Source organism: Streptomyces sp. CB00455 (assembly GCF_001905445.1).
Classification (GTDB): Bacteria; Actinomycetota; Actinomycetes; order Streptomycetales; family Streptomycetaceae; genus Streptomyces.
Window position 1 is genome coordinate 177931 of the sequence record NZ_LIVQ01000010.1, and the last position, 25037, is coordinate 202967.

The 25037-nt window shown below is 67.5% G+C and carries 31 protein-coding genes and 5 pseudogenes; 17 read left to right on the forward strand and 19 right to left on the reverse strand.

Annotated elements, in window-relative coordinates; all coding sequences use genetic code 11:
- Positions 1–52 precede the first annotated feature (52 nt).
- Complete coding sequence (locus AMK16_RS30585) at positions 53–670, reverse strand: DUF6000 family protein (RefSeq protein WP_073920621.1); 618 nt, start codon at positions 668–670, stop codon at positions 53–55.
- 153 nt (positions 671–823) lie between these two features.
- Positions 824–1048, reverse strand: coding sequence for a hypothetical protein (locus AMK16_RS30590; RefSeq protein ID WP_073920573.1), 225 nt, complete (start codon positions 1046–1048; stop codon positions 824–826).
- 24 nt (positions 1049–1072) lie between these two features.
- On the opposite strand from AMK16_RS30590, the gene AMK16_RS30595 reads away from it, so the two are divergent.
- The 4 genes from AMK16_RS30595 to AMK16_RS38650 all read left to right on the forward strand — a co-directional run bounded on the left by AMK16_RS30595 (position 1073) and on the right by AMK16_RS38650 (position 4921).
- A complete protein-coding gene (locus tag AMK16_RS30595; protein ID WP_199885643.1) occupies positions 1073–1684 on the forward strand; it encodes an acyl-CoA-like ligand-binding transcription factor in 612 nt (203 codons plus the stop codon).
- A gap of 76 nt (positions 1685–1760) precedes the next feature.
- A complete protein-coding gene (locus tag AMK16_RS30600) occupies positions 1761–3266 on the forward strand; it encodes an FAD-dependent monooxygenase (protein ID WP_073920574.1) in 1506 nt (501 codons plus the stop codon).
- Positions 3241–3921, forward strand: a complete 681-nt coding sequence (locus tag AMK16_RS30605) for a hypothetical protein (protein WP_199885644.1) — start codon at positions 3241–3243, stop codon at positions 3919–3921. The genes AMK16_RS30600 and AMK16_RS30605 overlap by 26 nt, the downstream gene beginning before the upstream one ends.
- Positions 3821–4921, forward strand: a complete 1101-nt coding sequence (locus tag AMK16_RS38650; protein WP_443333623.1) for an MmyB family transcriptional regulator — start codon at positions 3821–3823, stop codon at positions 4919–4921. Before AMK16_RS30605 ends, AMK16_RS38650 begins: the two co-directional genes overlap by 101 nt.
- Positions 4922–4925: 4 nt before the next feature.
- Here the strand turns inward: AMK16_RS38650 and AMK16_RS30620 are convergent, their stop codons facing one another.
- A complete protein-coding gene (locus AMK16_RS30620; protein WP_079191826.1) occupies positions 4926–5573 on the reverse strand; it encodes a hypothetical protein in 648 nt (215 codons plus the stop codon).
- A 273-nt stretch (positions 5574–5846) separates the two neighbouring features.
- On the opposite strand from AMK16_RS30620, the gene AMK16_RS30625 reads away from it, so the two are divergent.
- Positions 5847–6317 carry a hypothetical protein gene (locus AMK16_RS30625; protein ID WP_242439004.1) on the forward strand — a complete coding sequence of 157 codons (471 nt, stop codon included), beginning with the start codon at positions 5847–5849 and terminating at the stop codon, positions 6315–6317.
- Here AMK16_RS30625 and AMK16_RS38655 read toward each other — a convergent pair.
- Positions 6317–6457 (reverse strand): annotated as a pseudogene (locus AMK16_RS38655) (virginiamycin B lyase); the annotation flags it as partial. The gene AMK16_RS30625 and the pseudogene AMK16_RS38655 sit on opposite strands and share 1 nt — an antisense overlap.
- A 353-nt stretch (positions 6458–6810) precedes the next feature.
- Here AMK16_RS38655 and AMK16_RS30635 point away from each other — a divergent pair.
- On the forward strand, positions 6811–7434 hold the full coding sequence (locus AMK16_RS30635) for an RraA family protein (RefSeq protein ID WP_073920576.1): 624 nt from the start codon (positions 6811–6813) through the stop codon (positions 7432–7434).
- A 250-nt stretch (positions 7435–7684) separates the two neighbouring features.
- On the opposite strand, the gene AMK16_RS36035 is transcribed toward AMK16_RS30635, so the two are convergent.
- The 3 genes from AMK16_RS36035 to AMK16_RS34555 form a co-directional block, all read right to left on the reverse strand.
- Complete coding sequence (locus AMK16_RS36035; RefSeq protein ID WP_073920577.1) at positions 7685–8278, reverse strand: HEAT repeat domain-containing protein; 594 nt, start codon at positions 8276–8278, stop codon at positions 7685–7687.
- Positions 8227–8466, reverse strand: a complete 240-nt coding sequence (locus AMK16_RS36405; RefSeq protein ID WP_073920578.1) for a hypothetical protein — start codon at positions 8464–8466, stop codon at positions 8227–8229. Before AMK16_RS36405 ends, AMK16_RS36035 begins: the two co-directional genes overlap by 52 nt.
- A gap of 120 nt (positions 8467–8586) precedes the next feature.
- A complete protein-coding gene (locus AMK16_RS34555) occupies positions 8587–8949 on the reverse strand; it encodes a hypothetical protein (protein WP_079191828.1) in 363 nt (120 codons plus the stop codon).
- Positions 8950–9290: 341 nt separating this feature from the next.
- Here AMK16_RS34555 and AMK16_RS30655 point away from each other — a divergent pair, with 341 nt between their 5' ends.
- Positions 9291–9803 carry an SMI1/KNR4 family protein gene (locus tag AMK16_RS30655; RefSeq protein ID WP_242439005.1) on the forward strand — a complete coding sequence of 171 codons (513 nt, stop codon included), beginning with the start codon at positions 9291–9293 and terminating at the stop codon, positions 9801–9803.
- Between the two features lie 66 nt (positions 9804–9869).
- Here AMK16_RS30655 and AMK16_RS30660 read toward each other — a convergent pair.
- The 4 genes and pseudogenes from AMK16_RS30660 to AMK16_RS30675 form a co-directional block, all read right to left on the reverse strand.
- Positions 9870–10190 (reverse strand): annotated as a pseudogene (locus AMK16_RS30660) (transposase family protein); the annotation flags it as partial.
- Between the two features lie 127 nt (positions 10191–10317).
- Positions 10318–11262, reverse strand: coding sequence for a sporulation-delaying protein SdpB family protein (locus AMK16_RS30665; RefSeq protein ID WP_158071265.1), 945 nt, complete (start codon positions 11260–11262; stop codon positions 10318–10320).
- Positions 11259–11861, reverse strand: coding sequence for an SdpA family antimicrobial peptide system protein (locus tag AMK16_RS30670; RefSeq protein WP_079191829.1), 603 nt, complete (start codon positions 11859–11861; stop codon positions 11259–11261). Before AMK16_RS30670 ends, AMK16_RS30665 begins: the two co-directional genes overlap by 4 nt.
- Positions 11862–12009: 148 nt before the next feature.
- Positions 12010–12669, reverse strand: coding sequence for a hypothetical protein (locus AMK16_RS30675; RefSeq protein WP_143196913.1), 660 nt, complete (start codon positions 12667–12669; stop codon positions 12010–12012).
- 250 nt (positions 12670–12919) lie between these two features.
- Between AMK16_RS30675 and AMK16_RS30680 the strand changes: the two genes are divergently transcribed.
- From AMK16_RS30680 to AMK16_RS30690, 3 genes are read left to right on the forward strand one after another with little or no spacing between them, the layout of a single operon-like run.
- On the forward strand, positions 12920–13381 hold the full coding sequence (locus tag AMK16_RS30680; protein ID WP_073920583.1) for a hypothetical protein: 462 nt from the start codon (positions 12920–12922) through the stop codon (positions 13379–13381).
- Entirely contained in the window at positions 13378–13863 is a 486-nt protein-coding gene (locus AMK16_RS30685; protein WP_143196914.1) for a hypothetical protein, read from the forward strand. Before AMK16_RS30680 ends, AMK16_RS30685 begins: the two co-directional genes overlap by 4 nt.
- A 1-nt stretch (position 13864) precedes the next feature.
- On the forward strand, positions 13865–14227 hold the full coding sequence (locus tag AMK16_RS30690; RefSeq protein ID WP_073920585.1) for a GntR family transcriptional regulator: 363 nt from the start codon (positions 13865–13867) through the stop codon (positions 14225–14227).
- Positions 14228–14306: 79 nt separating this feature from the next.
- Here the strand turns inward: AMK16_RS30690 and AMK16_RS36410 are convergent, their stop codons facing one another.
- Together AMK16_RS36410 and AMK16_RS30700 are read right to left on the reverse strand one after the other, a co-directional pair.
- Entirely contained in the window at positions 14307–14453 is a 147-nt protein-coding gene (locus AMK16_RS36410; protein ID WP_158071266.1) for a hypothetical protein, read from the reverse strand.
- Between the two features lie 782 nt (positions 14454–15235).
- Positions 15236–15595 carry a hypothetical protein gene (locus AMK16_RS30700; protein ID WP_242439006.1) on the reverse strand — a complete coding sequence of 120 codons (360 nt, stop codon included), beginning with the start codon at positions 15593–15595 and terminating at the stop codon, positions 15236–15238.
- A 70-nt stretch (positions 15596–15665) separates the two neighbouring features.
- Between AMK16_RS30700 and AMK16_RS30705 the strand changes: the two genes are divergently transcribed.
- The gene (locus tag AMK16_RS30705) at positions 15666–16679 is read left to right on the forward strand and encodes a quinone oxidoreductase family protein (RefSeq protein ID WP_443333624.1); all 1014 of its coding nucleotides are present in this window, start codon (positions 15666–15668) and stop codon (positions 16677–16679) included.
- A 117-nt stretch (positions 16680–16796) separates the two neighbouring features.
- Here the strand turns inward: AMK16_RS30705 and AMK16_RS36805 are convergent.
- Positions 16797–17084, reverse strand: a pseudogene (locus AMK16_RS36805) (Tn3 family transposase); the annotation flags it as partial.
- Positions 17085–17145: 61 nt separating this feature from the next.
- Positions 17146–17815 (reverse strand): annotated as a pseudogene (locus AMK16_RS38660) (Tn3 family transposase); the annotation flags it as partial.
- A 1207-nt stretch (positions 17816–19022) separates the two neighbouring features.
- Here AMK16_RS38660 and AMK16_RS30720 point away from each other — a divergent pair.
- Positions 19023–19433: a hypothetical protein gene (locus tag AMK16_RS30720; protein ID WP_073920588.1), complete on the forward strand. Its 411-nt coding sequence runs from the start codon at positions 19023–19025 to the stop codon at positions 19431–19433.
- A 187-nt stretch (positions 19434–19620) separates the two neighbouring features.
- Here AMK16_RS30720 and AMK16_RS30725 read toward each other — a convergent pair whose 3' ends face one another.
- The 3 genes from AMK16_RS30725 to AMK16_RS30735 form a co-directional block, all read right to left on the reverse strand.
- The gene (locus tag AMK16_RS30725) at positions 19621–19992 is read right to left on the reverse strand and encodes a nuclear transport factor 2 family protein (RefSeq protein ID WP_073920589.1); all 372 of its coding nucleotides are present in this window, start codon (positions 19990–19992) and stop codon (positions 19621–19623) included.
- Complete coding sequence (locus AMK16_RS30730) at positions 19989–20324, reverse strand: TfoX/Sxy family protein (RefSeq protein ID WP_073920590.1); 336 nt, start codon at positions 20322–20324, stop codon at positions 19989–19991. Before AMK16_RS30730 ends, AMK16_RS30725 begins: the two co-directional genes overlap by 4 nt.
- 708 nt (positions 20325–21032) lie before the next feature.
- Positions 21033–21344 (reverse strand): hypothetical protein, encoded by a 312-nt coding sequence (locus AMK16_RS30735; protein ID WP_073920591.1) that lies wholly within the window; start codon positions 21342–21344, stop codon positions 21033–21035.
- 197 nt (positions 21345–21541) lie between these two features.
- Here AMK16_RS30735 and AMK16_RS30740 point away from each other — a divergent pair, with 197 nt between their 5' ends.
- From AMK16_RS30740 to AMK16_RS30760, 5 genes and pseudogenes are all read left to right on the forward strand, one after another.
- A complete protein-coding gene (locus AMK16_RS30740; RefSeq protein WP_073920592.1) occupies positions 21542–21823 on the forward strand; it encodes a hypothetical protein in 282 nt (93 codons plus the stop codon).
- A 77-nt stretch (positions 21824–21900) separates the two neighbouring features.
- Positions 21901–22524, forward strand: coding sequence for a restriction endonuclease (locus AMK16_RS30745; RefSeq protein ID WP_079191831.1), 624 nt, complete (start codon positions 21901–21903; stop codon positions 22522–22524).
- A 150-nt stretch (positions 22525–22674) separates the two neighbouring features.
- Positions 22675–23094: pseudogene (locus AMK16_RS30750) on the forward strand (SRPBCC family protein).
- Positions 23095–23669: 575 nt separating this feature from the next.
- The gene (locus AMK16_RS30755) at positions 23670–23873 is read left to right on the forward strand and encodes a cold-shock protein (RefSeq protein WP_057233722.1); all 204 of its coding nucleotides are present in this window, start codon (positions 23670–23672) and stop codon (positions 23871–23873) included.
- 279 nt (positions 23874–24152) lie between these two features.
- Complete coding sequence (locus tag AMK16_RS30760) at positions 24153–24467, forward strand: hypothetical protein (protein WP_073920594.1); 315 nt, start codon at positions 24153–24155, stop codon at positions 24465–24467.
- Between the two features lie 180 nt (positions 24468–24647).
- Here the strand turns inward: AMK16_RS30760 and AMK16_RS30765 are convergent, their stop codons facing one another.
- A complete protein-coding gene (locus tag AMK16_RS30765; RefSeq protein ID WP_073920595.1) occupies positions 24648–25004 on the reverse strand; it encodes an STAS domain-containing protein in 357 nt (118 codons plus the stop codon).
- Positions 25005–25037: the final 33 nt, after the last annotated feature.

Here is a 25037-nt window from a genome sequence, read left to right on the forward strand (position 1 = left end):
CTCCCCCCGGCGGCGGCCATGGTCCAGAGAGACCACCACGAGATGGGGACGGTCATAGAGCCTCTGCGCATTCCTCGACGAACGCGCAGAGCCGACGAATGAGGCTCAAGAAGGAGGGGGTGGGGTCCGAGTCGCCCTGCATGTGAGGTGCATCCTGAAGCCACTGCTGCCACAGGCCACCCGGTTCCCGGAAGCGGTCGGCTTGACCACCTCCAAGGTTCAGGTCGATGAACTGGAGAGCGCCCATGACGACGGTCTGGTCGTATCCGAGGTCAGGGCGACGGAGGTAGCGATCAAGGTAGGCGGCGAGCAGATCAGCGTCGCGCGCCGTTCCGAAACTGGCCAGGGTCACGCAATAAGCCAGCCCAACACAGCAGACCTCGCTGGCCAGCAGGAGTTCCCCGAGGCGCTCACGGAACTCGGTCCGGCGGGAGACAGCTACGAGCCAAGCCGCAGTTCTCCGTTCTCTCCAACTGCCCTCAAGAAGCGTGGCGATCTCATCCGGAGTAATGAGTCCCGCGTCCTCACAGAGATCTCGCAAGAATCGGTCGTACTCAGGACGTTGCATGCGCAGCACGCCGCCGCCGAGCTTCAGATAACGCCGCTCGGGCGTGACATAGCGGCGAACCAGGGCCAGCAACTCGGCATCGTCACGAGGATCGCGTATCACACGACCGATCTTGCCTTGCACGGCGAACGCAGTCAGCCCGATCCTTGCCCTGCTCGTCCGAGGACAGGCGATGGCCCACGCGGCTTCCGCGGTGCCGGCGTGCACGTGAACGTACCCAGTCCGGTACAGAGGGACGTGCCCGGCGGCGGACCCTCAGAGGACCCACTGGGGAGGCAATCCCGCTTTGGCACGCCAGTGGTCGGCGTCGTGAGGACCGGCCAGCCAGCCGGTCAGGCGTTCAGCCAACCGGCCACGGAACGTCGCGTCCTCCAGGCCGTCCGGACCCAACCCCGCCAAACCGTGGCGAAACAGACCGGCGAAGTCAGAGTCGGCGGATCCCGGCCAGAAAATTGCGTGATGCGAATAATTGCGCACCACGCATATTCCGCTAACATGAAGGGCATGAGTGGTCTTCGGGAACGGAAGAAGGAAGCCACGCGCGCAGCGCTGAGCTGGGCCGCAGTCCGGCTCACCGTCGAGCGCGGGTTGAGTGCGGTCAAGGTGGAAGACATCGCCGCAGCGGTCGGGGTGTCTCCGCGCACTTACAACAACTACTTCTCCAGCAAGGCCGAAGCGATTGCGTTTCGCTACCTTGAGCGCTCCTTGCGGCTCGCGGCCGAGCTGCGTCACGGACCGGCCGGCGAGCCCTTGTGGGAGGCAATCACTCGGGCGGCACTACGGCAGCTGGAGCCTGGCCCTGAGGTGGAGCACATGCCACCCCAGGAGCCCGATGAGTGGGCGGCCGGTCTGCGGGTGATGTTGGCCGAACCCGCGCTGGAGGCCGAGATGCTGCGGGCGAGCAAGATTGCGGAGAAGGAGCTTGCCGCAGCGATCGCTGACCGCACGGGCACGGATCCCGGGTCCGATCTCTACCCTCGTCTGGTGGCCGCGAGCGTGATGGCCGCGAACAATGTCGCCCTCGAGTTGTTCGTGCAAGGCGGCACGGGCGAGCCGATGGAGGTTCTGCTGCCCCGGGCTCTGCGCATGGTGGCCACCGGACTTCCCACTCCGTAGGCCCCTCCTTTCCACCCTGAACAGGGGCTGCTGCTTGCAGCCTCTACGCCGCCATTCCCCAAAAAGGAGAATTGTCATGCTTGATGTGGTAATTGTCGGTGGCGGCCCGAACGGGTTGATGCTCGCCTGCGAGCTGGCACTGGCTGGGGTGCGTCCGGTTGTGCTGGAGCGTCTCGCCGGCCCGAAGACCGAGCCCCGGGCGAACGGTCTGGTCGGTCAGGTGGTACGCATGCTTGACCGACGTGGTCTCTACGCACGCATCAGCGGATCCAGCGAGCCGCCCCGACCCGCGCCCCGCTACATGTTCGGCGCATTCACGCTGGACCTCACAGGACTCGACGACAACCCCGTGAGCCTGCTCCCAGCGCCGCAGGAGCAGATCGAAAAGGTCCTCGCCGAACGCGCCGTGGAACTCGGCGCCGACCTCCGCAGGGGGCAGGAGATGGCCGATCTGCACCAGGACAACGACTTCGTCCGGATCACCCTTGCCGACGGTGAGGCTCTCACCGCCCGTTACCTGGTAGGGGCTGACGGGGGGCACAGCCTGGTGCGACGCCTGTCCGGCATCGGCTTCCCCGGCGTGACCACCGACGACTTCGTCACCCGCTCCGCGAACGTGTCCGTGGCGGACGAATACCTGGGCCCAGACGGCAGCCTGCACGTTCCCGGCTACGGGAGCTTGCCACCCCTGCTGTACGTGCGCACGGAGCGCGGCACGATCGCGTGGGGCCTGCTGCCCGGCCGAGTGCCAGTCCTCAACACCACCGAAACCGGCAGGCCGGACGAGCACACCACCCCGATGACCTTCGAAGAGATGATGGCGAGCGCCGAACGCGTGCTGGGTGTGCCCGTCCCGCTGGATCCGCCGCAAGGAGAGGGACCGCACCTGCTTCGACGCCTTGCCGGCGGGAACACCCGACTGGCAGACCGCTACCGGGACAGGCGGGTACTGCTGCTGGGCGACGCGGCCCACGTGCACTCGGCGATCGGCGGCCCGGGACTCAACCTCGGCCTGCAGGACGCGGTCAACCTCGGTTGGAAGCTGGCCGCCACAGTGCGAGGGTGGGCCCCCGAAGGTCTGCTCGACACCTACGACGAGGAGCGCCGACCTGTCGCAGAACACGTCGTGGCCTCGACCCTGTCCCAGTCGGCACTGATGCGCCCCGGACCGGAAGTCAGCGCCCTGCGGACCGTCTTTGGCGACCTGCTCGCCTCACCTGACGGCACTGAACGCATCGCCCACCTGCTCGCTGGAACGACCGAGGACTTCGCGCCCGACCTCGTGGTCCACACCGGCGCAGGCACCCGTCGGCTGGCCGACTTGACCACCACCGCCCGGCCCTTGCTGCTGGACCTGTGCGGCGACTTCGCCGAGGCCGCGAAGCCCTGGCACGACAGGGTCGATGTCATAAGCGGCAAGGCAGAGAGCACGAGCGTGACCGGCCTGCTGCTACGCCCCGACTCCCACATAGCGTGGACCGGACACGAGCCGAAAGACGCCACCGGTCTGCGAGCCGCACTGCACCAGTGGTTCGGCACGCCGCTGAGCGGCGCCCGTGAGCCGGAGCAGGTCAGCGGTTAACCCGGGCCATCTGCTCGCGGCACTGTGCTGGTCGAGGCAAGCGGAGATCACCGACGCCCTGGTCGAGCTGCTGGTCGCCCTGGCCCACAAGATCAACGCTCGTGCCGAGCGGCGGGTGGAGAAGCAGCTGACGGCCGAGCTGAAGAAGGTCCGCGGCAAGGAGGGCATCCTCTTCAAGCTGGCGACGGCCGCCGTCGACAAACCGGACGAGGTCGTACGCCGGGCCCTGTTCCCGGTGGTGGGTGAGAACGTACGCCGGGCCGTGTTCCCGGTGGTGGGTGAGAAGACGCTGCGTGAGCTGGTGGCCGAGGCGAAGGCGAACGCGAAGGTGTTCAAGGCCAAGGTCCGCACCACCCTGCGCTCCTCCTACAGCTCGTACTACCGGCAGATGCTGCCGCCGCTGCTGAACACGCCGGGTTTCCGGTGTGACAACACCGCCTACCGCCCGGTGATGGACGCGATGAAGCTGCTGAAGAAGTACGCCGACGTCGACGGCAAGACCCGCTTCTACGACGCCACGGACCTTGCGCCGATGGACGGCGTAGTGCGCAAGGATGCTGGAGAAGCTCGCCGACAAGACCGGCAAAGGCGGCTTCTACCGCCTGGCCGACTTCGGCATCAACGGCGCGTTCCACCTCGACGTCCTCTGCACTAACGCGGAAGGTGCTGAACGCTCGCGCGAGAGGTTAGTTCTGCGCAAGTCGGAGCCGTCCGAAGGAGCGCTCGTCTGCAAGCCACTCATCGGCTTCATGGTGGGCGATGAGTGCCATCAGGTCGGCTCGGATCCCGGGCTGCAGCTGACCGAAGGCGGCACCGAATGCCTGAAGGTCGTCGTCACTGGCCAGCATGGTCAGGAGCTGCAGGACGTGGCCGCTGTTGTCTCGGGGGATCTCCAAGAGGTTGATAACTGCCATGGCCGCCCCTCTGACAAGGTCTCGACCGGGGAAGCGTTCCAGAGCGCCGAAGACAGCCTCGTGGGCACCGTGATCGTCCTCGGCGTGGAGCGAGGTGATCAAGGGCCAGGGTTCCTCCTCGCATGGTCATACATCGTCTCCGCAGAGGATCGAGAACATGGTGCGCATTCCACGAAACCGCCTCCGCCGCGAGCGCGGGAGCCTGCGCTTATCGGGGGGACAAGCTCAACCCCCCTCCCCACGGCCTCGGGCCGTAGCGCGAAGACCATGGAACGCCGCTTGGACAACCGCGCCGACATCCGTGACTTCCTGGCCCGCCGACGCGCCCAGCTCACCCCCGAGCGGGTCGGCCTGCCCACCAGCGGCCGGCGTCGGGTGCCCGGGCTGCGCCGCGAGGAGGTCGCGGTCCTCGCCGGTGTGAGCACCGAGTGGTACACCCGGCTGGAGAAGGGCCACATCAGCGGCGTGTCCGACGATGTCCTCGACGCGGTGGCCCACACCCTGCAACTGGACGAAGACGAACGCACCTACCTGTTCGACCTGGCCAAAGCCGCCCATCCCGGCCCCAGGACCCGACGCCGCCGCAAAGCCGTCGATGTCCCGCCCCGAGTCCAGTGGCTGCTGGACTCGATGACTCTGTCCGCAGCATTCGTCAGCAACGGGCGCCTGGACATCGTGGCCACCAACCCACTTGCCCGCGCTTTGTTCGCGCCGACGTATGCTTCTTGCAACCTCCGGTGAATCGTCATCCCGCAGGGAACGTGAGCTGCGGCGCTCCGGGCCAAGCACCCTCGGCCAGCATCCTCCGTTGCAGGTCCTTTGTTGCGATAGCGAGTTGTGCCACGGACTCCTGCACCTCTGATCGATCCAGTGGCGCGACGCCGAGGTCGTCCCGGAGCACTTGGCGCAGGAGGCGGAGGGAATTCTTCAGCGGGCCGTGGTTCCACTCCATGATCTGCTGGAAAGTCTTGTCTTGGTCTGAACCTGACTCGAACTGCAGTAAGAGGAGTCGCCCAAATCCCAGGCTGCGGTTGGTCTCGGCGGCCACGCGCAGGGGAAGGTCCGGAAGAACCATCTGGGCAAGGGCGTACTGGTCCCGGTACGCCACACGCGCCGTTTCGAACGCTGGGTCCAGGGCCTCGCCGCGCTGCAGAGCCAACACCGCGTCCTGCCCTGCCATGAGGTAGGCACGCGCGGCCCCATTCAGCGCGGCGTACACCTCCCGCCTCCCCTCCACGGCACGTTCCTCCAGGTCTTGCCGGCGTTCGCGCTCGGCACGCTCGTTTTGGACCGATACCTCGTCCCGGCGAGCTCGTTGCGCCATCAGCGTCGCGCCCAGCGTTCCGCCGACACCCACCACAGCGACCAAGAGCGCGCTCAGCTCCGCTATCACGATGCCTCCTCCTTTTTCCGAAACGCACCGCCTCCGGCCTATCGGCCTCACGACGGCCCCTCGCGTAGCAGGACGACTTTCATGCACCGTCAGTTCGCATCGGTGCCGCAAACGTGAACTGCCCCGAATCTGATGATCTTCCATTCGTGCAGGTCAGGGGCCGTAAACAAGCCCATTTCGGAAAACGACACCTCTTACCTCGCGACAGCCGAGGGGAGCGGTCTATCCGTATCCCGGGGGCCGGCGACTGCGCGGAGGGGTACATGTACCGGTATGGCTCGTGAACGGATCCGGTGGCCCCTCGCCGTGGAACGGGCGCGGCAGATCGTGGACGGGTACGCGCCGCTCAAGGTGACCTTGAGGCAGGTCATGTACCGACTCGCAGCCGAGGGGGTGCTGCCCCACACGCCGCCGATGTACCGGGGGTTGTCCTCGCGGCTGGCCCAGGCCCGGCGGGAGGGCCGCTTCCCCGACCTGATCGACACCGTCCGCGAAGTCCACGTCCCGCCGGCCTGGCCGGAGGCGGACGCGTTCGTCGCCGAGATGCCCGGCTGGTTCCACCTGGACCGCTCCACAGGCCAGAAGCAGGCCCTGTACGTCGCCGCCGAGAAGGACACCCTCCGCCAGCGGCTGACCGGCTGGCTCGAGTTCGCGGGCATGCCGGTGCTACTCGGTGAACCAGAGTCTCCGTCCGGCCCAGTGGTGATGACGGTCGGAGCGCACGTCGGTTCCAGCTCGTGGTAGGAGGGTTCGCCTCCGGGGGCCAGTCGGCCGATCCGGACGCTGTGGACCATGGTGAACCACAGGGCGTCGTCCGGACCGGTGGTCAGCGTGTACGGGCCACCATGTGCCACCTCGTATTCCTTGATGGACACATGTGTCATGCCGCCGTCCGCCGGGCAATGCGGTTTCGCGGTGTCGCTCCTCCTGCGGTCCTCGTACGGTGAGCTCCGCCTGATGGCGACTGTGACGACCTTCGCCACTGCCATCGACGTGACGCCTGCCGAGCTGAAGCCGTAGGCGTTCCTGCCGGCCGACCCGGCGAGGGCCCAGGCTCCAGCAGCCGCCGGGGGCAATGGCTTGCGCTGCCGCCGGTCAGGAGGCCGGGAACATGTAATTCATCGGACGGCGGTGCCACCTGGGACCGTCCTCCTTTCAACACAGAGAAGGACGCAGTGATCCACTGGTAGCGCGCCCGGATATCCAAAGAGAAGAACGCCCAACACAGGAGGACCATATGAGCAGCATCGCCGCATTCGCGAACATCCCCACCACGACGCTCGCCGACATCCTGGGACACGAGCGGGTCATGGACATCAGCATCCGCCCGCTGTGGCCGTCGATGCCCCGTATCGCCGGTCCGGCCTTCACGGTGCAGTGCCCGCCCGGCGACAACCTCATGCTGCACGCGGCGATCCACCGGGCCGCGCCCGGCTCGGTCATCGTGGTGGAGTCCGGCGACGTGGACTTCGCACTCGCCGGCGGCAACGTCTGCGCCGTCGCCCAGCGGCGCGGGGTCGTCGCGTTCGTTGCCGACGGAGTGATCCGCGACATCGACGAGGTGCGCGAGGCCCGCTTCCCCGTATACGCGCGCGGAGTTGTCCCCATCCCCGGGGCGAAGAAGATTGTCCGGCCGCTGAACGAGCCGGTGCGCTGCGCCGGTGTGCGGGTCGAGGCCGGTGACGTCGTGGTCGCCGACGAGGAAGGCGTCGTCGTCGTACCCGCCGCACGCCAGGAGGAGGTGCTGCGCACGGCGGAGGCGAAGCTGGCCAAGGAGGCGGACCAGACCCTCGACGCCTGGGAGGAGGCGCACCGCACACGCATCGACAAGATCCTTGCCGAGTCCGGCTTCCAGAGCTGATCGGCGGTCCTCCTCAGATGCTCAAGCGTGGCCTCTCGGCGCTCACGGGCGCCGTCCCCGATGACAAGGGACGTGGCCACGGCGCGGGAGTGGCTGGAGTCCGGGACCGGCGTACGGGTGTGGAGGGCCTGTTGCAGCCAGGGTTTGGCATTGACCGATTGACCGCTATGTTGCCCTGTCGACAGTCAGTCAATTCCCCCTATCAAATGCCAGACCATTCCCCGTCGTCTCACGCCCCGCCGCTGTACGGTCAGGTCGACCGACGGGGTTCAGAGTGCACGTCAGTCGAGACGAGCGTCGAGCTCAGGTCGATGCGGTGCGCGCGCGAATGCGGTGCGCGGTCCGCAGTCCCTGCTTGGCGGCGGTTGCCACGAGGCCGCCGGAGGGTGGTTTTGGCGAGGTCGTGGGCGATGAGGCGTTCCAGTGCTGGCAGGGCCCGGTCGTCGGCGGTGGAGCCGAGAGCGCGGCAGGCCAGTGCTCGGAGGTCCGGGTCGGGATCGGTGGTGAGGGCGATCAGGTCGTCCACCACCGGCGGGCCGAAGGCAGCGATCGCTGAGGCGAGATGACTGGCCTTCGGGTTCCGGCGTTCCATCATGGCCTGCCAGAGCGCAGCGAGTGCCCGGTCGCCGCCGATTTGGCCGAGCGCCAGGGCGGCCCTGCTGCGTACCCAGCTGCTCTCGTCGTTCAGCCGGGCTGTCAGGGCGGGCACGGCGGCGCGTTCCTCAAAGAGGCCGAGCGCCTCGCAGGCACCCTCGCGGACCAACGGATCGGGATGCTCCAGCAGGGCGGTGATCAGCGGAACGGCCCGGCGGAGCCGAGTTCGGCACAGGCGAGCGCCGACCACCGCACCCCGCGGTGCCCGGTGTCGGCGAGCGCGCGCAGTGGGCCCGGTTCGACGCTCGCGTCGCCGAACAGGGCGATCCGGTTGAGTGCCTTGGTCCAGACGGTGACATCCTGCGTCCGGTGGCCGGAGGCGACCTCGGACAGGGCCTCCCGGGCCCGCGGATGGCCGAGCTCGGCCCACTCCAGCAAGGCGTCGATCGCCCGCAGCCGGATCGTGCGGTTCCTTCTTCACCTTGTACTTCGACGCGACCGGGACCGAGCTCCTGGCGTGCAGCGGCGTCAAGAACGAGCGCCCTCGCGGAGGGACGGTCAGAAGCTCCAGCTGTAGACGCCGCCACCCGTATTCACCGCAGACGCTGCGAGGCGGGCAACGCCTTGCAGGACAGCCAGCAGGTCATCGTCGGTCATGTCGTCTCTGTCCTCGGATCCGAGGCGCGTGGTCCAGCGGCCTGCAAGCTCTTCCAGCTCGGCGGAGCTCGCGTTGGCCAGCGCCCGGGTCAACCGCTGTGGCAGAGCGAACACCTCGACGCCGTCGTTCAAGTGGGCAGTGACCCAGTCTGGCCACGCCCACCCAAGGAGCTGATCAACCGGCGGGGCATCGGCCGAAGGCTCCTCGAAGTACATGTCCCATTCGGCGATGGCACTGTCCGGCTCAATGAAACGGCAGGTCACTCAGCGTTTTCAGCTTCGCCACTCCAGGGTGACGCCGCGGCCCTCGCTTGAGCCTGGAAGCTCCTCGGCTGGGCCCGCCGGGCACGGTGGGTTGTCTGGGAAAAGTCGCGGGTGGTCACTTCGCTGAGGGGCCGGTCCTGCGCTTCGGGGCGGAAGGTGATTGTGGGGAGGGATAGAACGCATGCTCGAAGTACCATCCCTGCAGGGTTCTCCGGCCGGTACTTCCCAACCTCCGCAGTGGCGTAGTCGGACGGAGACATCCCTGTAGAGAGGACAGAGGACAGAGGACAGAGGACAGAGGGCAGAGGGCGATGAGTGTGGCTGAGAGTTGGTCGCGTGTGATGAGCCTTCTTCGAGAGCACGCGCCGGCCGATCACTCGGATCTGCCGGGGCCCGCTACGGAGCAGATGCTCGCGGCAGCCGAGGAACGGATAGGGATCTCCCTTCATGGGGACCTGCGGACGTGGCTGTTGCAGAACAATCTGGATCTGCCGGAGGAAGACGTCGACGACGACGTGATGTGCTGCGGCTTCGACGGGTTCCCCGACGAGGGAAGCTTCTTTCTGGGCATCCGGGCGATGGAGAGGCTCTACGCGAATCACCCCTTGTCCGGTGGGAGCGAATGGCGCGAGGAGTGGATCCCGTTCCAGTCGGACCGGGACGGCTGGATGGGACAGTTCATCGACGCGAGGGACGGACGTATCGGCAGATGGTTCGTGGGTGCGCCCACGGTGACCGGCGAGTACGCGTCACTGGCTCACTACTTCGACTCCGTGGCGGAGATGCTGACGAGGATCGGCGCGGGGGACTATCCGGTCTGTTCCGTTGCCGAAGGGCGACTTGTCTGGGCGTGAGACGGTTCCCAACTGGATGACGGCCATTGCCAATCCGTCCTCACCCCGGAATGGCAATGAGATGCATCAGCGTTGACGTTCCAGGGTGAGGACGGCTGCGGCGATGACGGTCATCCGGTTGGGGCTGCAGCGGGCCCGGCGCAGGATCTGCCAGGACTTGAGTCGCGCGATGCTTCGTTCGACCGGTGCTCGTGCCGCTGACAGGGTTCGGTTGATCGTCTGCTGGGTTGTGGTGAGGTCCTGGCCGGGAAGCCGTCTGGTGGGCGTGGTCACCCAGGGGCCGGCCCCGATGTAGGCGCGGTCGGCGGGCACGGGGACGCCCTGGCGTTCACAGATCCGGATGATGCGGTGGGTGCGGGCCGCGGTCAGGTCATGGGTGCGGCCGGGCGGTTCGGTGGGGTTGCCGCCATTCTGCGTGCCGGGCAGCCCGCCCCATCGCGCACCAGTTGCGCGACGGGTGCGCGGGTGCGCTCTTGCCTTGAGTCGTGATCGTGTGCCCGCCGAGGTGGACGGATCAGCGCTGGGGGATCGGTGGAGCAAGTGGCTCGGGTTCGGAGATCCGCTCCGGGGGGTCGACGTCTTTGCCGATGTTCCGCGCATAGATGACGGATCCCAGAGGCAGGCAGAGGAGGAGGATGCCCGCTGTCATAGCCAGGGCGAAGCTCCACAGTCCCATCATGAGGGCGATGCAGAGGTGGAAGGTGATGCCTGCGTACATGGCCCATCGGCGTATTGGCCACGGGAGAAGTGCCGCGATGACCAGTGAGCCTTCGATCGCCACTGGGATCCAGGTCATGAGGGCAACGCCCAGTGGGCTGGCGAGGATGGGTGTTGTAAGGGAGTCCAGCCATGGGGCGGGGCCGAAGTCAAGGTGGCTTCCCCAGTACCACAGCGCTGTACCGTCCTGCCATTCCGCGTGCGGAAGCTTCGCAATGGCTGCCTGCAGGTAGATGACGACCATCTGCAGACGCACCATCACCAGTCCGCTGATCCCGATGAGGGCGAAGGCGCGGGTGGTGGGTGTGTCGGCTTCCGGGTGGCGGGGTGGCTGCCAGTGCCATCGCCGTGTGTCTCCGAGGGCTGGCAAAAGCAGAAGGACGGAAAGGATCAGGGCGATCTGATCGCCGCCGTCGACGATGGAGATCCCGGAGAAGACGCTGTAGTTGATGTAGGCGTGGGGGAGGGCGGTGAACCGCGGCCGCCACCCGGAGGCGATGACGACGAGCGCAGCGACACAGATCCACTTCATCCAGGTCAGGTGTGTGTAGCTGTCGGGTGACAGGCAGAAGAGGCTGGCTGCGGTGGTGGAGCGGCACAAGGGGTAGTCGCCGATGGTGGCGACCGGCCTGAAGAGGGTCTCTGCGCTGGACGCGGCCAAGGTGGCTCCGGTGCCCAGGGCGACGAGGGTGCGGGCGAGTCCGTAGAGGTTCGTCCACGGCCGCGGGATGTGCTGGTTCACGGGCAACGTACCTCCCATACTGCGACTCGTTGTGGTGTGTGGCGTTCGGGCGACAGGTGGCGCCAGGCCCAGGGGACGGGCCGCATCTCTGCGACTGCGGCACGGCCGCAGAGGCTGGGAGAAGGGGATGGATTGGTCACCGCGGTTGCTGCCTCGGTAGTGCCCCTCGCCAGGCAGTCGGCCACGGGGGCGGAACTGTCACACGCTGTCCACTTGATGTCTTCCTGGTGCAGCAGCAGCGCTATCTCGATGCCCTGGGAACGGGGAGCGCGATCGAGGCCGAAGAAGTTCGACGGCCTGGAATGCGGAGTCAGTGAGATGCTCTTCCAGTCACCTTCGATCAGTCGGTACGGGGCGTATTGGGGATCTTTGGCAGACTTGGTGAAGAAGGCCCAACCTTGTGGCGCTATGACCGTTGCGGCCTTGCGTGCGTGGTCCTGCGCGGGAAGGGACACCACGTTGTGAGGCAGGAAGCTTTGCGCGATGTAGAGGCTCACCAGTGCCCACATCACGGCGGTGGCCGTGATCCAGGGGCGGGGCACCGCGATGGAGTGTTCCGGTCTCGCGGAGCCTAGCTGGATCCTGTTGTTGATACGCATGGGTGGATGTGGTCCCTGAGTCGGTAGGCAGCCGGCGCATGCTGGCGAAACGGGAGGGTTGAAGGGCAGGGGAGGGCGGGTCAGGCACCGAAGGGGCGGGTCAGGCACCGAAGGGCCTTGGCGACAGACCCGCCCTCGGGGCCGTGGATCAGGCGGCCAGAACCTGCGTGAGCTCGGCGATCTGCTCGTCCGCGCTCAGGGAACCGGAACCGCTGGGCGGCGACCACCAGAAGTTGACTGCGTTCGCCACGTTGGCGGCAGCCTGGATATTGACGGCAACCGATACGTTGACGGCACCGCCGAGGTTGACGGCGACCAGCACGTTCACGGCGAGGACGACGGTGGCGCACTGCCCTGTGCCCGTACCGGTGTCACCGGGCTTGACCGGCGGCGCCTGATCGGACAGGGACTTAAGGACGCCCGCCGCTTCCTTGATGCCGTCCTGGACCTTCCGCGGGTCACCGGAGCGGAGCTTGCCGGAGAAGCCGGCGAAGAACTGCGGCTGATTTGCCTGCACCTTGTCCAGGAGGGCGGAGGCCGCTTGCCTCTGCTCCGGGGTGCTGTTGCTCTGGCGCAGCGTGGCAAGGTCGGCGAACTTGCCGGACTCACCGAGATCCTCAGCCACAGAGCCCTGCGCGAAGGCAAGCCCCTCGAAGAGCGCACGTCCGTCCTGGGCTGCCTGCGGGGTTGCGGCCACGGCTGCACGGGGGGCGGACGCCGCACTTGTGGCCATCGCCCCCTGTGCGGCGACACCGCTTAAGCCGAGGACGGACGCGACGGCTATGGCGACGCTCACGCGTCGTTGCATGGGTAACTCCCTTACATGTAGCGCCATTTGTCACGTTATGAGACAAATGATCTGGGATGAGTGGACACTACAGCCGCAAATTCGAAATCCCTATCGATTTCTGACCCCATCGAACAGATCCGGTCTTCCTCGCGAGTGTCCGCATGACGGTGTGTCAGCTCGGGTAGGTGGTCGATGCAAGAGTTGAGCTTGTTCTATTACGACCCGAGCAAGTTTCAGGCGTACCCGGCACGAAGGGGACACACCTCAGATGACAGGCAACAACAAGACGTCCTTAGCCCCGACACACCGGGCCCTCACGCCGATAGCGCCCTTCGCCGTCGGCGCCCTTGCTACAGCCATCGCGTTTCTCCTGTTCAGGAACTCCTTCACAGGAAGGGTGGCCACCCACTTCACTCTTGACGGCGACGCCAACGGATTCAGCTCCCCCGCCGCGGCACTTGGCCAGTACATGCTGGTCTTCCTCATCGAGGCCGTCGGCATCGGTGCTGCCCTCATATCCGCCAAAACTGCGATCACCACCGTCCGGGCACTCGGCATCTTCGCCTGGGGCCTGGCATCGGCAACCGCCTGCCTGTTCGTGCTGGCCATGTGGGTCAGTACAGGCACCGAAGGCCAGGAACGGCTGTCCACCCAGCAGGTCGTCATAGCCGTTGCGGTGGGACTCGCTGTGGCAGTAGCAGGATGGTTCGTCGCCCGGAAGCGAGCATGAACCCGCAAGGGAAACCGGGGCCGGTCATGGTCTGGCACCGCTCCCTCGTCAGCGGATGGATGCTCGCCACCGGACTGGTCTCCGCTGCCGCCCTCCTGGTCGCCGCGGCCGTGGATCCCTCACACCGGACCTGGGCACTCTCGCTTCTGCTCTTCTCCGCGGCATTCTTGATCACGGCGGCCATCAGAGTCACCGTTTCCGAGCGCGGCGTCACGGCAGCATCGGTCTGTCTCCCCTTTCTGAGGCGGCACTTCCCCATCCCCCGCATCGAAGAGGCTTCGTCCCGCTGGACCCGCCCCATCGAGATCGGGGGCTGGGGCTACCGGTGGAATCCCGGCCTCAGCGCAATCTCGCTACGCGAGGGCGACGCACTGTGGCTCGCTCTGACCAACCAGACCACCTTCGTCATCACCGTCGACGACGCCGGGACAGCCGCGAAGCTCATCAACAGGCTCCGCGAACAAAGCCCCAAGGACCGCTGACATGCTGGTCGTAATCGATCACTCGTCGCCCGTCAGCCTCGCGGAACAGATCGCCGCTGCGGTACGCCGCGCTCTGGCGGAGGGCACACTGCACATGGGAGAACGCCTACCAGCCGCCCGCTCTCTCGCCCGAACCCTCGACATCAACGTGCACACCGTGCTGCGCGGATACCAGATCCTCAAGGAAGAACACCTCATCGACCTCAGGCCCGGCCGGGGCGCAGTCGTCATGGCCGCCTCCTCCCCCACCCAAGCACTCGTCGTAGACGCATGCCGGCACTTCGCGCACCTGGCCAGACGAGCAGGCCTCACCGAACCCGATGTCCTGGAGATGGCACGCAGCCTCTTCCGAACAGCCACTTGACCCCACCTCGCGCACCGCATCGTCGCTGCTCACCGGGGCCGCGTGGTGCACTACGTGGTCGGCGGGCCGTGGGCCCACTTCACGAGCGCGGAAGGCCGACCCCGGTTTCAGGGTCGGCCTTCCGCCATCGGGAGCGGACGGCCGGGAGCTGCTTGGGCATCGCGCCCGGCTGGTGCACGGTGACGTCGTACATGGCCCGTCCGGTGCGCAGTTGGGCGGTCAGCATGGTTGCGGCGATGACCGCGCTGTCGTAGCGCAGCTGGACGCGCGGGATGTCCCACTCCCCCTGCTCCAGCGACAGCGGGGGCGTGTCGGGGTCGCCAGGGCCAGCTGGTGGCTGCTGGTCCGGGTCTGGTGCGGACGTGGGTTTGCCGCCGACGGGTGCGCGATGGGTCGGCCAGGACGCGGCGGGAGGTGCAGAGGGGGTAGGGGTGCCGGTAAGAATGCTGTCACCAGCCGCAAACGGTGATGATCTTGGGAAGGGCATCACCCGTGTGGGTGAGTCCTGGGCCGTACGGCTGCGGTGGGTGAAGCTCTGCGGGGACGATCGTCGATCGTGGCCCGTACTCCGCTGGACTTGGACGAACTCGTCGAGCACTGGACGCTGCTGAAGGACGAGCAGGCGCTCGTGTCCGGCAAGCGTGGTGCGACGCCGTCGCCTGGTCGAGCGCGGCACGCTCGGCGGGCTCCAGCTCGGTGGTGCGGAGGTAGTCGGCGACCTTGCCCGGCATGTCGAGAGTGACCGGCAGCTCCGGGGCGGGCGCGTCCTCCTCGTTGGCGGTGTGGTCGGGGAGGAGGTCGGCGACGGCCGTGCGGATGGCGCCGCGGCTGACCCGGTGCTCGCGGGCGAGGGCGGCGATGGAATGTGAATTCGCGGCGCCGCGAACCCCCGGACTGCGGGGGTTCATTGGACGTGTCGACCGCCTGTCGTCAAGCGACCGTTTGCCGACAGGCGACCGATGCACCTGTGAGTTGGAGCGGGCGCCCCGCCGCCGCCTCGTAGTCCCGTCACGACATATGACGGGCGAAGAAGGTTTCCACCCGGCGCCGTACCTCAGCGAGTGTCACCGCAGGGTCGCCGGTCCCGACGAGCGCGGTCCGCGCCGTCGCTGTCACGAGACCGGAAGTGTGGAGTCGAGGGACGAGCGAGCCGTAGTCGGTGAACGCCCGGTGATGCGCGTCGGGGAGCAGCACGCGGTGGCCGGAAAGGCCCGCCCAGGACGAGTCGATTCGGGCGGCGCCTTCGAATCCGTCGGTGCGGAACAGCAGCAGCGGCTGGTTGAGGCCGGCCAGCGTCGGGTGCAGGTCGAGATAGACCTCCAGGTTCGCCACCGCGCCGACCCGGCAGTCGTCACGGGCCGCGTACACCTGGTCTGCTTGCCGGGAATCGGATCGCCATCAACGGGGTTGGTGGGGGATGAGCCGATATTGGAGGGCCATGATGCGAGCGATTCAGGTGTACGAAGTGGGCGGTCCCGAGGTGCTGCAGGAGGCCGAGGTGGACCAGCCGCGGCCGGGTCCGGGCGAGGCGATCGTGGAGGTCGCCGCATCCGGGGTCAACTTCCTCGACGTCTACCACCGCGAAGGCCGGTACAGCCTCCCGCTGCCCTTCACCCCGGGCGCTGAGGGCGCCGGCACGGTCGTCGAAGTGGGACCCGGCGTCGCTGACGTCGCAGTCGGGGACCGGGTTGGTTGGGTGGAGATTCCCGGCACGTATGCCGAGCGGGCCGTCGTGGACTCCTCCCGGCTGGTGCCGCTCCCCGACGATATCGGCTTCGAGATAGCCGCCGCCGTGCTCCTCCAAGGCATGACCGCGCACTATCTCGTCAAGGACGCCTACCCGGTTCAGGGGGGCGACACGGTGCTCGTGCATGCGGCTGCTGGTGGCATGGGGCTGCTTTTGACCCAGCTCATCACCCATCTCGGCGGCAGGGTGATCGGCACGACGTCGACCACGGCGAAGGCCGGGCTGGCGAAGCGTGCCGGGGCCGCTGAGGTGATCCTTTCCTCCGCGGTCGACGATCTCGCAGCCGAGGTGAGGCGGCTCAACGGCGGTCAGGGACTGCCGGTTGTCTTCGACGGCGTCGGCGCGCACACCTTCGATGCGAGCCTCGCCAGCCTGCGAACCCGCGGCCATCTCGTGCTCTTCGGCGCGGCAAGTGGTGCCGTGCCGCCGTTTGATCCGATGCGGCTCGCCCACGGCGGTTCGCTGACCCTGATCCGGCCCAGCCTCGGGGACTTCATCGCCGATCGGTCCGAACTGCTCCGACGGGCCGCCGATGTGTTCGAGTGGGTGCGCTCCAAGGCGCTTGAGGTCACCGTAACGGGCCGCTACGCATTGTCCGAGGCCGCCCGGGCCCACAGCGATCTGGAGGCTCGGCGTACCACCGGCAAGCTGCTCCTCGTACCCGATGCGGCCGCTCTTGGACGCCGCGAGGAAACGCAGAGCTGATCGCGGGTGACGAGGTCGGGGATCTTGGAGGCTGAGATGTCGGCGGTGCGCGACGGCCGCGAAGCGGCTGACCAAGGCGAGGGCCCGCAAGCTCATCACCGCGCTGGTCGGCCACGACTAGTCCGGCTGGCCCCCGTCGTCGTCCTCGTCCAGCTCCGGCGCGTCCGGGTCGCGCAGTGGGCGCAGGGCGCCGGCGGCCGGGACGCTGGCGGTGAAGCTGTAGCGGCCGAGCAGGTTCAGGTTGCGGTGCTTGAGCGGGGAGAGGCGGGCGATGTCCTCGTCGCGGATGTCGTGGCCCTCGGCGCGGAGCTGGGCGACGGCGACGTCGATGTACTTCGTGGTCCAAAGCACGATGGCGTTGAGGACCAGGCCGAGCGCGCCGAGCTGGTCCTCCGTGCCGTCGCGGGCCGTCGCCCAGGTGCACGAAGGCGCCGAGGAACCCGGTCCAGGCGTTCACCTCGAACAGCAGGTCCGGCATGGCATACACCGCCTTGCGCCACGCGGGCGGCACCAGCTTGTCGTCCACCTCGCGCGGCAGCAGCGGCTTGACCCCCACCTTCCGCCGCGCCAACGTCGGCAGGCCGCGCACCCCGGCCAGGACCCGTATGCCCGCGCTCGCCGCGTCCAGCGCCTTCGACTCACCCAGCAAGGCGAGGAACGGGCGCACCGTGGCGTACCGGTTCGCGAGCGCGGCCGGCATGGCGACCTCGGCGCTTCGGTTCCGCCGCCCGCTCCAGCAGCGGCGCCTTCGACCCCAGCGCGTACCGGGCCAGCGCCGCCATCCGGTTCGGGGGATCTGCGACAGTCTCAGCCGCCCGAGCCGGTGCGCGCCGATCTCGTCCACCCGCTCCAGCGCGCGGGCGAACGCCGTGCCCGTCGTCCGCGTCGGCGGCCGGCGCAGCCGCTCCAGCTCCGAGAACCGCGAGCCCTCCGGCGTCTTCAGCGTCGCCACCAGATCCCCGGGCAGCGCCGGGTCTGCGCGGCGGGCAGCGCCCGCGACCGTGGCGTGCAGCCGCTTTGTCGTACAGCGTCTGACGCCGCTCCGTGTACCGCTTGACCACCGAGGGGTCCTCGATGCCGAGCTGCACGGCCAGGTGCTCGACCACCGGCCACGGCACAGCGAGCGGGCCGTCCACTTCCGACGCTCCGCCCTTCCCCCCTACCCCACGTTGCTCCACAACCTGCACCGCTACCGGCTGACAGCGGAAGCCTGGCACCCGTGGATGCTCCGCATCCCAGACATTCCAGAAGCCGTCCGGCTGCGCGGCTGGCTGCCAGGTTCGAGGCGCAGATCACTAGGTGGCGGGTTCTCCGACCGTTAGTTGGCGGGGCGGTCTGACGTTGATGGATGTCGGCCAGTGGACGCGGAAGTTGAGCAGGTCAGCGAGGTTCGTTGCTTCGCGGTTAGCCGCGATGTTGAGCGTTACTGAGGTTTTCGGTGTGGCTTCGGGTAGTGACGGTGGGTGATCCCTGCGGTATGCCGGGTGTGCGTCATGGCGAGGGCGGGGGCGTGACTGCTGAGTGTCGGGCATCTCGTGAACAGGTGCGGTTGTCAGGCCGGTGGGCGGTTCGCGGCGGGTGAGAAGACCGCGGTGATCGCGAAGGACCTGCGGGCGAGACAGGGTGGCCACCGACGCGGCACTGCACGGCTTGCATCCGATGTCCCCGACCGGCATCCGCACGTCGGCGGCGCGCAGCACTATGCGCCTACTTGGAGAACGAGGACGGCTTCGAGGTCGAACTCGTCGAACCAAGATCAACCGATCCACAGGTCTTGACGATTGATCCGCGCCAGGCCCTGGCAGGCCATCGCATGCGGGACGACCCGAAGGGCGCACTTCCCGCGGGTTGCCCCCTCCAAGCGCTCCACCGTTCGGGTGGCGTGACGTCAATATGGTTGTCAATGACGTAGTGCAAATGGGTTACTGTACGCATCCGAACAGGTGAGCCGTCGGCAGCTGGCCCACCGTCAACCCCAGGGACGGCATTCCAGGCCGGTGTGCCGGGCCAGGGTTCGGCTGCCGTCCTGACTATTTTCCTGCGTGCCCGCAGAGGCAGCAGTTTTGGGCCAACCTGTTCCCCTCACCACTGCTTCGATCGACCTGAGCGGGAGGGCCATCCGCGTTCTCGGCGACGGAGCGGTGGCCCCTTCCCAGGGCCGTAGGCCGATGTGGCCACATCGGCCGATCGGGCTCCCGGGCGGCTGTGAGTCGCCGACTCCAGACCCCGGCAAGAAGATCCACGGCAGCGCCCACTGGCCGCTGACGAGCGTCGGTGAAGCACGGGCCGCCGAGGACAGACCGTTCCTAAGCACGTCCAGTCCGTCTGAGCAGGAGGCACATCATGCCTTTCATCCAGCAGAGCACATCGGGCCCAGTGACAGGCTCCACCGAGCACTTCGCCCCCATCACGGTCACCGGCGCGCAAACCGCCACACTGCTGCCTGGTGAAACCGCAGACGTCACCCTCACCTTCACCAACCCGAACAGCAACGTAAGGGCCCGACTGACCTACATTGCCGCCGGAGATGTCGTTATCGACACCGTTGCGAACGCCGACGACATGACGTACTGCCACGATCAGATAGAACTGTCCACAGTCGGCGTGGGCCCCCTGCCCACGCTTGACCTCAGCCAGGCCAACCTGCCATTCGTGCTGCCTGCCGCTGTGAAGCTGAAGGAAGACTCCGACATCCGCTGTCAAGGGATGACGTTTCACACCACGTGGACGGTCCAGGCCCAGGCCGTCCGCTGAGCGCGGTCCTCACCTACGCCATCGAATGTCGCGATGGACTGCGGCCCGGCGTAAACCGAAGGTCTGGCGCACGGTGTCACTCCCAGTAACCAGCCGCAGGCGTGTTGATCGTCCTCACGAGATATGCGCCTGAGCCCGGTTCACCGCCCCCGACAGGGGTGCGGGAGGCCCCCGTAGACGGCTCGGTCTAGCTGGATCCCTTGCGGGCTGCTTCGAACGGGACCCGGTCGAAAATGAATCGGCTGTAGGTGATCTTGCCGTCCTTGACCGTGACGTACTCGGCGCCGGGGGCGCTCTTCACTGGCGCGGTTTCGGTGTCATACATGATCAGCGCGGTGGTCTCGTCACCGAAGGCCGCAATCAATTTCGCGGCAGTCAGGATCTGTACGAATGGTCCCATGAAGGCCCGGTATGCCTCGGCGCCCTCCAGGCGGCCAGGGGGCGCGTCGCAGATGATGTCGTCGGCGATGTAGCGCATGGCCTGGTCGAGGTCGTGACTGGCCCATGCCTGGTGGTAGGCGAGTGCGGTCCGAAGCGCGGGGCGGGGGGTGCCGGTCACTTTGAGGTCACTTTCTTGTTGTAGGTGAGTGCTTCCTGGATCCAGGAGTGGAAGGCCTTCTCGGATGCGAGGGCAGGGGCATCGATGACGATCCATCCTCGGCTCATCGGTTTGCCCCGCATCTCGGGCCAGTGGGCGCCTTGCCGCTTCAGCAGCTCTGTAGCTCGTTCCGGGTCGCAGCGGACCATCAACCGGCCGAGGGCATTGGCCGTGACTGCAATCTTCCCATTGATCATGAAGGAGAGACCGCCGAACATCTTCACCTCACGGGAGTCGGCACGGCCGGACAGCGCCTGCCGGATACGGCCGGCCAGATCCGGGTCATATGCCATGGTCGGACCGCTCCTGCCGGTGTCTGGGGAGGGGCATCGGTGTCACTGAGGGTCGGGGCGCCTCATCCACGTCCGTCAATCGTCCGAAACCGGAACCATCTCGCCGTTGTCGGTGGCCCGGTCCAGGTCGTCTGCGGCGGTGTTCTCCATGTGCTTGCGGGCCTCGATAGCCACCAGGTCCGGATCGACGGAGCCGACCCTTGAGCACAGTGGTCATCCCGGCGACCACCGGGCGCACTTCCCCCCTGGCTTGGCACGGCATTGGGGACAGCTACGGGTGCGGGCGCGTTCGCGGACGGCCGGCGGCACTGCTCGACTCACGCAGGACAGTGTTCACGCCGTCGGCCTGGTTCGCTGGCTCCGCCACGCTCCCTGTCCCGGTTCATCCCGGCCAACACCCCCTCCGCTACGTACCGGATCCTCCCGCCGCAGGAAGACCGCGTCTTCATGGAGCTGCAGCCGGGGCAGGCAGCCCGACACGCTCGTGGCGTCCTGGCACAAGGACGCCCTGGTCGACCTGGCGCCACACCCGTACCAGACTGGTTCGGGTCGGGCCTGCGGGAGACGCCGATGCCGTACTCGATCCACCATCGGGGCGGCTCCGCCGGCGGCCCGCGGCGCGTCTTCTCTTCGGTCGGCGGCCCGGACGGCTGATCTTCTTGTCGACGCGGGCGGAGGGTGGCTCCAGCCAGCGGGTATCAGCAGGAGCTAGTCCCGAGTCGGCGGCAGGGGCAGAAGAGTCATCAGGTCGACCAGGCGCGCCCGGTCCCGCCACTCCCGCTTCCGGTGGCACGAGCCCGCGTCCGGCCGGTTCATCTTCCGCACTCTGCGGATCTGCTCCACCAAGGCCCGCATCTGGCCCTCCTGCTCCGGCGTCCACTCCTGCCCAGCGCCGCCGGAAAGCGCCCGGATCACCTCCTGGGCGGCTTGGCCGTCTGCGCCCGCGCCATCGCCGCCCAGCTCCTCCACGGCCTTCCTGAGCGCCGCTTCCGCCGCCTGTGCGTCGTCGTGTTCAGACACGCTTGTCCCCTCTCCTCCGGACGCGCAGCCTGACCGGTACCCCACCCTTGGAGCACTCCGGCCTTCATCTCCACAGCCGAACCCGTGCAGGAGACCCGGTATGGCCTGACTAGTTGCTGAGCGGTGAGGAGGTGTCAGGAGCAATGCTTTCATTGGTCCGTTGTGCAGGAAGGCGCAACCCGACTGATGGGGGCCGCATGCCGGTCGTCAGGGAGTACGTACGCAACGGATTCAAGGTCCGCGAGCACTGGCGCAACCCAGCTGGGTCGAGCAAGCAGGTGATGCTCCTCGGGTTATTCGTGTTCGCCGCGTTCGTGTTAGGCAGCAAGCCGATGGGCGGAGCTCCGGGGGAGCAGAAGCCCGTGCCGGAGTCGACGGTGTATCCAATCAAGTGGCCCGGCTGGGATCAGCCGGTGGTGCGGCCGCAGCCGACCGTCTCCTACCCGATCGTCATCCCGAGCACCGGGAATGGCCGGTGAGCGGGCGCCGCCCCGCCCGGCGGACCAGCCGAAGCCGGCGCCCCCGGCGACGCAAGGACCCGGGCCTGGAACAACTGATGCTGATCGGCCTGCTCGCCGTAGCCGCTCTGAGCCTGGTGATGGGCGTCCTGCGCTGGCTGGCCGCCCACCCCTGGATCGTGGTCCTCACCCTGCTGGCAGCGGCCACTGCGGCGGCGACTTGGTGGTGGCGCCGCAGTGAGGCGGCACGGTGGGAGCAGATCAAGGCGCAGGGTCTGCGGTACGCGGTCGACCAGCTGGACCGTCTGCACCACCGCCAGTTCGAGTTCGCGGTACGCGACCTCATGCACCGCGACGGCTGCCAGGACGCACAGCAGGTCGGCGGCCGCGGCGACAACGGAGCCGACGTGAAAGCGACGGACCCCTACGGGCGCCGGTGGGTGATCCAGTGCAAACACAGGAGGGACGGCACGTCCGGGAAACCGGTCGGCACGCCCGACCTGCACGTCCTCAACGGGACCGGCCGCCAGGTCCACGGCGGTGACGTGCTGGTCATGCTGACCAACGGCCGCATCACCAACAACGCGGTGGACTTCGCGAAAGACCAGCGCCTGCACCTGGTGGACCGCAAGCTCCTCGCCGAGTGGGCCGCCGGCTCCCGGCCCCTGTGGGAACTGCTGCCGCAGATCCCCCCGCCTCGCAAACCGTCCGCACTGTCCTGATCGCACCGCACCGGCGGACAGTCCCGTCAGTGCGTCAGTGTGTCAGTTCGGGAGGCACGGGCGCGGACAGCGGGGGCACAGGAGCGGGCAGGGGAACGGCTCCCCGTTACGGCCGGACACCGCCTGGCCGGCGAAGAGGAAGGATGCTCCGTGTCGAAGGTCGAGGAATCCATCGAGGTCGATGTCCCTGTGCGCACCGCCTACAACCAGTAGACCCAGTTCGAGACGTTCCCGCTGTTCATGGACGGCGTGCAGTGTGTCGAGCAGGTCGATGACGCTCTCACCCACCGGGTGACCAAGAGCGGCGGGGTGGATCAGGAGTTCGATGCCGAGATCACCGAGCAGGTCCCCGACGAGCGGATTGCCTGGGTCACCGTCGGTGGAGAGACCGAGCAGTCTGTGGGCGTCGAAGTCACCCTGCGCATGGACTTCGATCCCGACGGACTGGCACAGACGATGGCCGCCAAGTTCGGCTTCATCGACCGCAAGGTCACCGGCGACCTCAAGCGGTTCAAGAAGTTCATCGAGGAGAGCCGCACCCAGACCGGCGCCTGGCGCGCCGAAACCTGACCCCGGCCAGCCTCGCCCGGGCCCTTCAGCGCCCCTGCGAGACGGATCGTGCATGCCACCGGACAACAAACCAGGACGGCGATCCTGACCGAGGTGGGGGCGACGTCGGATCAGCCCACTTCGGGGCTCGCTCTCCCCGCCCCGGGGGCCGGTGACGTGACGGCAAGCCCCGGGGGTGGGGGCGGCGAGCCACAGCCGCCCTTCCCGGGGCGACCAGGCCGGACCAGAACACACCCGCGGCCGTTGGTCCGGGTATCCACCACACCGGCGGAGTGGCGCCCGCCACCCGTATGCGCTGGATCTTCTGCGGAATCGCGTGGAGAGATCCATTTTTGGTGAACCGCGTGGGCAACGCGGATGCCCGCGGTGACGTGCGGGCCCGTGTCCTTTGCGGGGCAGGATCCCCGTGGACGATAGCGTGGTCACCAGGAGCAGTCGTGGTTCCGAGCCGTTGCCGGCCCGTGCTCGCGGTCACGGTTCGTCTCACCGCCCGGGAGTGCAATCGGGCGAGGCCGGTCGGGCACGGCGGTCGCACAGTGCGGGCGCCAGCGGCCGCGCACGTCGAGGAGAACAGCATGGCTACGGGCATCGTGAAGTGGTTCAACGCCGAGAAGGGCTTCGGTTTCATCGAGCAGGACGGTGGCGGCGCTGACGTCTTCGCCCACTACTCCAATATCGCCGCCCAAGGCTTCCGCGAACTCCAAGAGGGCCAGAAGGTCGAGTTCGACGTCACCCAGGGCCAGAAGGGCCCGCAGGCGGAGAACATCCGCCCGATCTGAGCCGCCCACATCCCCCGACGCCCTGCAGGCGGCCCTCAGCCGCCGGCGGGGCGTCGCCGCATTCATCCGTGACGGTCCGGGATCCGCTTATCACCTACAAATCAGGCGGTCCCCCAGCCCTACAGCGCTGCCCCATCCTGAAAGACCGATCCGCTCATTTTGTCCTTTACGTGGTATTTACTCGCACTTTTGCGGGTAGTCGCTGGGTGGGAAAGCGTCGATCTCGGCGTGTTCCGGCCGCGGAGCACTTCCATGCTTCGCACAACGGATTGGACAGACATGACTACTGCGAACCCGGGTGGCAGCCCCGCAGGTCGCCGGACCGGCAGTGCCGACGTTTCCGGACATCGGACGCGTCGTCTGTCGACCGAGACGAAGTCGGCCCTGAAGACGACGGAGTTCTTCGCCTACATCGCCTGCGTGGTCGCGGTCCTGATCGCCTCCATGCTGGTGGGCACCGAAGAGGGTCACCTCGACTACTTCCGCGCCGACAAAGCCTGGCTGTACATCGTGATCCTCACCGTCGGCTACATGATCAGCCGCGGGCTGGCCAAGTCCGGCAGCCGGGACAACTACGACGACGATGGCTCCTGATCCAGCCGACGCGCGAGGGCCCCTTCGCAGCCGGCCCCGAGCCTCAGGGCGCCACGTCCGGTGCGAATATCATCGACACGCAAACGGGTGATCGCAGGACCACCGCGGTCATCACGCACCCGCCCACGGGGAACGTTCCCCTGTGAGGCGCATGCCAGGCAGCTGCCAGACACCAGCACCTCAAAGCGAGCCGCCCCCCGCCACGGCGTACCGCTCTCCAGTGGCCGAGCCGCGCCCGCGGATGCCGACGACGTCGGCCATGAGCTGCTGGGGCTGGGGCTGGGGCTGGGGCTGGGGCTGCCAGCCGACGACCGTGACGCGCAGGCCCAGGCTCTCCGCCCGCCGGTGCAGGGCCAGGAGGTGGAGCAGACCGGCGGCGTCCATGGACATCGCGCCGTGCAGATCGACCATGAAGTCACGCCCTTCGGCGGTAACGTCGTCCAGCGCCCGCTGGAGCGCTGCGCCCGTGTCCTCATCGAGTGCCCCGGTGACGCTGACCAGGACCGTGCCGTGGCGCTGGACGTTCGTGGTGATCAATGCGCTCTCCTTCCGCCCGGGCGCAGGAGCCCT

What these genes read in the sequence shown, in the direction of transcription:
- AMK16_RS30595 (WP_199885643.1), top strand. Translation starts at nt 1,073, where the DNA reads ATGAGTGGTCTTCGGGAACGGAAGAAGGAAGCCACGCGCGCAGCGCTG.
- AMK16_RS30600 (WP_073920574.1), top strand. Translation starts at nt 1,761, where the DNA reads ATGCTTGATGTGGTAATTGTCGGTGGCGGCCCGAACGGGTTGATGCTC.
- AMK16_RS38650 (WP_443333623.1), top strand. Translation starts at nt 3,821, where the DNA reads ATGCTGGAGAAGCTCGCCGACAAGACCGGCAAAGGCGGCTTCTACCGC.
- AMK16_RS30625 (WP_242439004.1), top strand. Translation starts at nt 5,847, where the DNA reads ATGGCTCGTGAACGGATCCGGTGGCCCCTCGCCGTGGAACGGGCGCGG.
- AMK16_RS30635 (WP_073920576.1), top strand. Translation starts at nt 6,811, where the DNA reads ATGAGCAGCATCGCCGCATTCGCGAACATCCCCACCACGACGCTCGCC.
- AMK16_RS30655 (WP_242439005.1), top strand. Translation starts at nt 9,291, where the DNA reads ATGAGCCTTCTTCGAGAGCACGCGCCGGCCGATCACTCGGATCTGCCG.
- AMK16_RS30670 (WP_079191829.1), bottom strand. Translation starts at nt 11,861, where the DNA reads ATGCGTATCAACAACAGGATCCAGCTAGGCTCCGCGAGACCGGAACAC.
- AMK16_RS30675 (WP_143196913.1), bottom strand. Translation starts at nt 12,669, where the DNA reads ATGCAACGACGCGTGAGCGTCGCCATAGCCGTCGCGTCCGTCCTCGGC.
- AMK16_RS30680 (WP_073920583.1), top strand. Translation starts at nt 12,920, where the DNA reads ATGACAGGCAACAACAAGACGTCCTTAGCCCCGACACACCGGGCCCTC.
- AMK16_RS30685 (WP_143196914.1), top strand. Translation starts at nt 13,378, where the DNA reads ATGAACCCGCAAGGGAAACCGGGGCCGGTCATGGTCTGGCACCGCTCC.
- AMK16_RS30690 (WP_073920585.1), top strand. Translation starts at nt 13,865, where the DNA reads ATGCTGGTCGTAATCGATCACTCGTCGCCCGTCAGCCTCGCGGAACAG.
- AMK16_RS36410 (WP_158071266.1), bottom strand. Translation starts at nt 14,453, where the DNA reads ATGCTGACCGCCCAACTGCGCACCGGACGGGCCATGTACGACGTCACC.
- AMK16_RS30705 (WP_443333624.1), top strand. Translation starts at nt 15,666, where the DNA reads ATGATGCGAGCGATTCAGGTGTACGAAGTGGGCGGTCCCGAGGTGCTG.
- AMK16_RS30720 (WP_073920588.1), top strand. Translation starts at nt 19,023, where the DNA reads ATGCCTTTCATCCAGCAGAGCACATCGGGCCCAGTGACAGGCTCCACC.
- AMK16_RS30730 (WP_073920590.1), bottom strand. Translation starts at nt 20,324, where the DNA reads ATGGCATATGACCCGGATCTGGCCGGCCGTATCCGGCAGGCGCTGTCC.
- AMK16_RS30740 (WP_073920592.1), top strand. Translation starts at nt 21,542, where the DNA reads ATGCCGGTCGTCAGGGAGTACGTACGCAACGGATTCAAGGTCCGCGAG.
- AMK16_RS30745 (WP_079191831.1), top strand. Translation starts at nt 21,901, where the DNA reads ATGCTGATCGGCCTGCTCGCCGTAGCCGCTCTGAGCCTGGTGATGGGC.
- AMK16_RS30755 (WP_057233722.1), top strand. Translation starts at nt 23,670, where the DNA reads ATGGCTACGGGCATCGTGAAGTGGTTCAACGCCGAGAAGGGCTTCGGT.
- AMK16_RS30760 (WP_073920594.1), top strand. Translation starts at nt 24,153, where the DNA reads ATGACTACTGCGAACCCGGGTGGCAGCCCCGCAGGTCGCCGGACCGGC.